The sequence below is a fragment of the Streptomyces sp. NPDC037301 genome, assembly GCF_055602785.1.
On record NZ_JBVJWD010000148.1, the window covers coordinates 1 to 2,327 of the forward strand.

Below are 2,327 nucleotides of genomic sequence, written 5' to 3' on the forward strand. Positions count from 1 at the left end.
TGGACCCTAGACAAGTCTCATCGTTGCAGGTCAGGAGCACTCTTCGCTTTTCCGATCACGCCTCGGACACCCACCCACGTGAAAGCCCGAGGTTAAGCAAGGCGCCGTATCGGCACAGGTGGTGACGCATCCTCGGGCCGTAAACCCTCCAGAAACGGGCCTGATGGCACCTCTCCCGCCTCACGGGGCCCGGGGCCCCGGGGCCCGGGTTTTTCCCTGTCGCGCGCCCTGCTGGGCGCTCTGTGGGGCGCGTGGGTCCTCTTGGTATGAGGGGCCGTCATGTACTGCTTGGGCGGGGGGCGGAGGAAGGGCCCCCCAAATTGATCACTAGGGTGAGAGCGAAAGTGACCATGCTGATTGACGGGGAGCAGTGATGAACAGGATCGTCCGGGGAGCGACCGTGCTGGCAGCCGCAGCCGGGCTCGTACTGGGAGCCCAGTCTGCCGCGATGGCCGCGGACAAGACCGGAAGCGTGACGGGTGGATCGTTCGCCTACATCGACAGCGGCAACATCCTGACAGTGACGGACACCAAGAAGGATGACGCCTGGGCCGAGGTCGTCGTCTTCAACAAGGCGTGGCCCGGCGGGGCGCTGACCTGCAAGGCAGAGGGTGCCGGCAAGAGCAAGCGCTGCACCCTGGCGGGCACCGACACGCGGGAGAACGAGAAGATCACCCTCTGGCTGCGCGTGATGAACACCAAGGGCAAGTTCATCGACAAGGAGTACACGACCTACGCGTGACGCCCCCTCGGTATGAGGAAGCCCCCCGGATCCGGGGGGCTTTTCCGCTGGTGGATCGCGGACTCGCTCGGCGTGGCGAACAGGCAGGCCGCCGAGGCCAGGGCCACCCGCCTGGAGCGGGCGGCCAAGTCCCACCGCGACGTCCGTACCCAGCGGCGCGACCGCGCACAGCAACGGACCGTGGAGGCGTGGTGTCTCACTCACGGGGCCCGCATCAAGACCGCGTGCGGGCGCTTGGATGCAGGCGCGTGAGAACATCCGCACCAGCCCGTCGTAGCTCAGCGCCTCCAGGCGCCGGGTGCCGCGACCGCCAAACAGGAACACCAGTCGGCTGTCGGCCTCGGCAGGGCGCTCCTGTTCGACCTCCCCGGCCAAGGCGAGGCCTGCCTGATGTCAGCCGGCGGCACAATGTCGGGTGGCTGGGCTTCGGTTCCACGCCCGGTGATCAGTTCTTTACCCCGGTCACCTGCCCCGGATCAGTGCTCTGGACCAGGGCGTAGCCGTGTCTCTACCGGTGGCGGGGCCTGGTCCGGCACTCTGTGCCCATGACCGACGTCTTCGAGCACACCCCGCAGGTCTGGAATACCGCGCAGCTTCGCGACGCGCTCAAAGACCTGCCTGACGACACCCTCATCCACATCGGTGTGGCAGGCGACCCCGGCGACTTCGACGGATACCGGGGCTTCGTCCTCGTGGACGCGCACCATGTAGAGAACTGGTGGCCGGCCACCTCCACTGCGCCGGAACGTACCGAGACAGCAAAGGCACTGACGCTGTTCGCCGACTGGGAGCCGGGCGCATACGACCGTCTGGACTGAACCGGTACCCACTGCGGCGCCCCGCCCGGGGCACGGGGTCAGGTGGGGTTCAGCGGAGTAATACCCGTACCCGCGTACAGCTCGGGTTCCAGCGACAGGACCGTGCGCGGCTCCCACGGCGGGCTCCTCCGGGAAGCACGCAACTTCCGGCAAGCTGGGGGCTGGCCTTGGTCGGGTCCGTGTATCGGGGGTGAAGCTCCTTGGCTGAAGGGCCGGGGTGTTCGGGTGTGTCGGCGCTCTGCGGTGTGGTGGTGGGTGGGGTTGGCAACTTCGCCAGGACCTCACGCACCCCAGGATTCGGACAGGCAGAGCAACTTGGGCGGGGCCTGCCGCTTCTTGACGATGACGTGCATGTCCTTGCCCGCGCGGCGCCAGGGGCATGGACGGCGTCGGCGAGCCCGGCCGGGCGATGGACGCGTCAGAGTCGGCATGAAGATCGACGCCCAGCACATCGATGAGCCCGGCCTCGTGGTTCTCGACATCACCGCCGCCGACGAGTAAACCGCTCTGCTGCGCATTTCGCCGGGGCGTGCGGGGTGAACGTGTCGGGGGCCAGCAGCTGCGAGGTGACGTTGGGGTGTCGGGTCTCCCGGTGCTCGCTCAAAACAGTGCTAGGCCCTCGCCGCTGGTGTCCGCGATGACTGGCCGGAACTGGGCAGGGAGGCCGTCCAAGCGGTCAGGACCGGCCGCGGCGGCCACGGCAGGGGCCGTCTCGGCCAACCAGGCACGAAACCGCTCGGCGGCTTCGCGGTAGGGGACTCGCGCCA

4 protein-coding genes are annotated in these 2,327 nt (G+C 68.0%); all 4 read left to right on the top strand.

Annotation, left to right across the window (positions count from 1 at the left end; translation table 11 throughout):
• Window positions 1-373: 373 nt before the first annotated feature.
• The 4 genes from ACZ7IB_RS48955 (at window position 374) to ACZ7IB_RS48970 (ending at window position 2,061) form a co-directional block, all read left to right on the top strand.
• Complete coding sequence (locus tag ACZ7IB_RS48955) at window positions 374-742, top strand: hypothetical protein (protein WP_470921839.1); 369 nt, start codon at window positions 374-376, stop codon at window positions 740-742.
• A gap of 12 nt (window positions 743-754) precedes the next feature.
• Window positions 755-994, top strand: coding sequence for a hypothetical protein (locus ACZ7IB_RS48960; protein WP_470921841.1), 240 nt, complete (start codon window positions 755-757; stop codon window positions 992-994).
• A 293-nt stretch (window positions 995-1,287) separates the two neighbouring features.
• A complete protein-coding gene (locus ACZ7IB_RS48965; RefSeq protein WP_470921842.1) occupies window positions 1,288-1,560 on the top strand; it encodes a DUF6225 family protein in 273 nt (90 codons plus the stop codon).
• Window positions 1,561-1,911: 351 nt separating this feature from the next.
• A complete protein-coding gene (locus ACZ7IB_RS48970) occupies window positions 1,912-2,061 on the top strand; it encodes a hypothetical protein (RefSeq protein ID WP_470921844.1) in 150 nt (49 codons plus the stop codon).
• The last annotated feature ends 266 nt before the right edge of the window (window positions 2,062-2,327 follow it).